This window comes from Endozoicomonas sp. ISHI1, from assembly GCF_024606225.1.
In the GTDB taxonomy this organism is placed as follows: Bacteria; Pseudomonadota; Gammaproteobacteria; order Pseudomonadales; family Endozoicomonadaceae; genus Endozoicomonas_A.
The window spans coordinates 1-2,276 of the sequence record NZ_JAGRPU010000112.1; the positions used below are offsets into that span (position 1 = coordinate 1).

2 protein-coding genes are annotated in these 2,276 nt (G+C 50.1%); both read right to left on the reverse strand.

What is annotated here, in order from left to right; translation table 11 throughout:
• Positions 1-1,570: C2H2-type zinc finger protein (locus tag KBW69_RS23250; RefSeq protein ID WP_257282511.1), on the reverse strand; the 1,570-nt coding region annotated here is incomplete at its 3' end.
• 219 nt (positions 1,571-1,789) lie between these two features.
• A partial coding sequence (locus tag KBW69_RS23255) for a C2H2-type zinc finger protein (RefSeq protein WP_257282512.1) occupies positions 1,790-2,276 on the reverse strand: 487 nt, incomplete at its 5' end.

Here is a 2,276-nt window from a genome sequence, read left to right on the forward strand (position 1 = left end):
TGTGAATCGACAGGGCTTTCGCGTTTGACAGGGTCTTCTGGCACTCTGGGCAGGTTTGCTCTGAGGTGTGGTCTTTTCTTTTGTGATCCCACAGGGCTTCCGTGTTTGGCAGGGTCTTCTGGCACTCAGGGCAGGTTTGCTCTGGGGTGTGGTCTTTTCTTTTGTGATTCGACAGCGCTTGAGCATTTGGCAGGATCTTCTGGCACTCAGGGCAGGTTTGCTCCGGGGTGTGGTCTTTTCTTTTGTGATTCGACAGGGCTTGAGCGTTTGGCAGGGTCTTCTGGCACTCTGGGCAGGTTTGCCCTCCGGTGTGATATTGACTTTTGTGATCCGACAGTGCTTTCGCGTTGCGCAGGGTCTTCTGGCACCCAGGGCAGGTTTGCCCTGATGTGTGATCCTTTCTTTTGTGAACCGACAGGGCCAGAGCATTTGGTAGGGTCTTCTGGCACTCAAGGCAGGTTTGCTCTGAGGTGTGGTCTTTTCTTTTGTGATTCGACAGGGCTTTCGCATTTGGCAGGGTCTTCTGGCACTCAGGGCAGGTTCGCTCTCCGGTGTGATATTCACTTTTGTGAATCGACAGGGCTTTCGCGTTTGACAGGGTCTTCTGGCACTCTGGGCAGGTTTGCTCTGAGGTGTGGTCTTTTCTTTTGTGATCCCACAGGGCTTTCGTGTTTGGCAGGGTTTTCTGGCACTCAGGGCAGGTTTGCTCACCTGTGTGATATTGACTTTTGTGATCCGACAAGTCTCTCGCGTTTGGCAGAGTCTTCTGGCACTCAGGGCAGTTTCGCTCTCCGGTGTGATATTGACTTTTGTGAGTGCTCAATGAGGCTTGAGAGCTAAATGATTTTTCACAGCCGGGGTGATCACATCGGTATTTTTTGGAGCCTGCCTTCCTTTGTTTTTTCGCAGGAGGTGGATTTAATGTTAATGATGGACCGGTTGTACTGTCAGCACCCGAGACAACTGTCGGACCATCAGCAGGATGGCTTACCGGGCCAGACTCCTGATCGCCTGTTTGCAAATAGACATCTGTTCTGCAAGCGAAAGAGTCATCTGAGGTTGAAAGACACCAGATAGTTGTGAATGGAGCGAAGATACAGCGTCCTTGTCGATGACAACAGGGCTGTTGGTAGCAATTTTCGTCAAGGCTATGTCGGGAGTCGGTGGGTCGGCCCGAATTTTCATCATTATGTTCGTTGTCGTATAGATAATGAGATTTTTCTGAATGTACATTGAATGACTGACCATGACCCTCTTGCCCCGTTGTCCGGGAATAGTTCCCGCTGCCCGTTCCGTACATACAAGTGATGATCTGAAATTTGTTTCGCCTGCAGGGTTTGTCATCAGGCGGTGAGCCTGACCCTGAATATCCGTTGGTGCGGGTAATGTGTGATGGTTCGTTTTGCACCGGCCTCCCATCGTTCATTGGCATCGCAGATAATGTGCCCGGCTCAGTTTTTATAGAAAAACTCTGGCTTGCCGAACCCCCGTTCTGGTTAACCTCAACGATAAAACGGTAGGTCTGTGACTCAACCGGGCAGACGAATGGCACAACGACCAATACGTGCAAGAGTATACTTTTAATGTTTCTATCCTTTGTTTTCTATGGATAGGAGCAGTGAGGATAGACGAGAGGATAAGGGGCAAGGAATCATATCATAGTGGTTCATGGATTCTCCCATCCATGGTAAACGTGCTGAAATTTTACTGAAACGCCGATGTTTTATACCTGATGACTGTCGTAAAAAACGTTTAGCCCTTCACCCCCTGAGCCTGTGACAAGCAGATATCAATTACTTGACTTTGCATCATCAAGCTTTCGTTTTCGGTGTTGCCTTCTGTGATCCGAAAAGGCTTTCGCGTTTGGCAAGGTCTTCTGGCACTCAAGGCAGGTTTGCTCTGGAGTGTGGTCTTTTCTTTTGTGATACGACAGGGCTTTCGCATTTGGCAGGGTCTTCTGGCACTCAGGGCAGGTTTGCTCTGAGGTGTGGTCTTTTCTTTTGTGATCCCACAGGGCTTTCGCGTTGGGCAGGGTCTTCTGGCACTCAGGACAGGTTTGCTCTGGAGTGTGATATCGTTTTTTGTGAACCCACAGAGCTTTCGCGTTAGCCAGGGTCTTCTGGCACTCAGGGCAGGTTTGCTCTGGGGTGTGATATTCACTTTTGTGAACCGACAGGGCTTGAGCGTTTGGCAGGGTCTTCTGGCACTCAGGGCAGGCTTGCTCTGGGGTGTGATCTTTTCTTTTGTGATCCGATAGGGCTTTCGCGTTTGGCAAG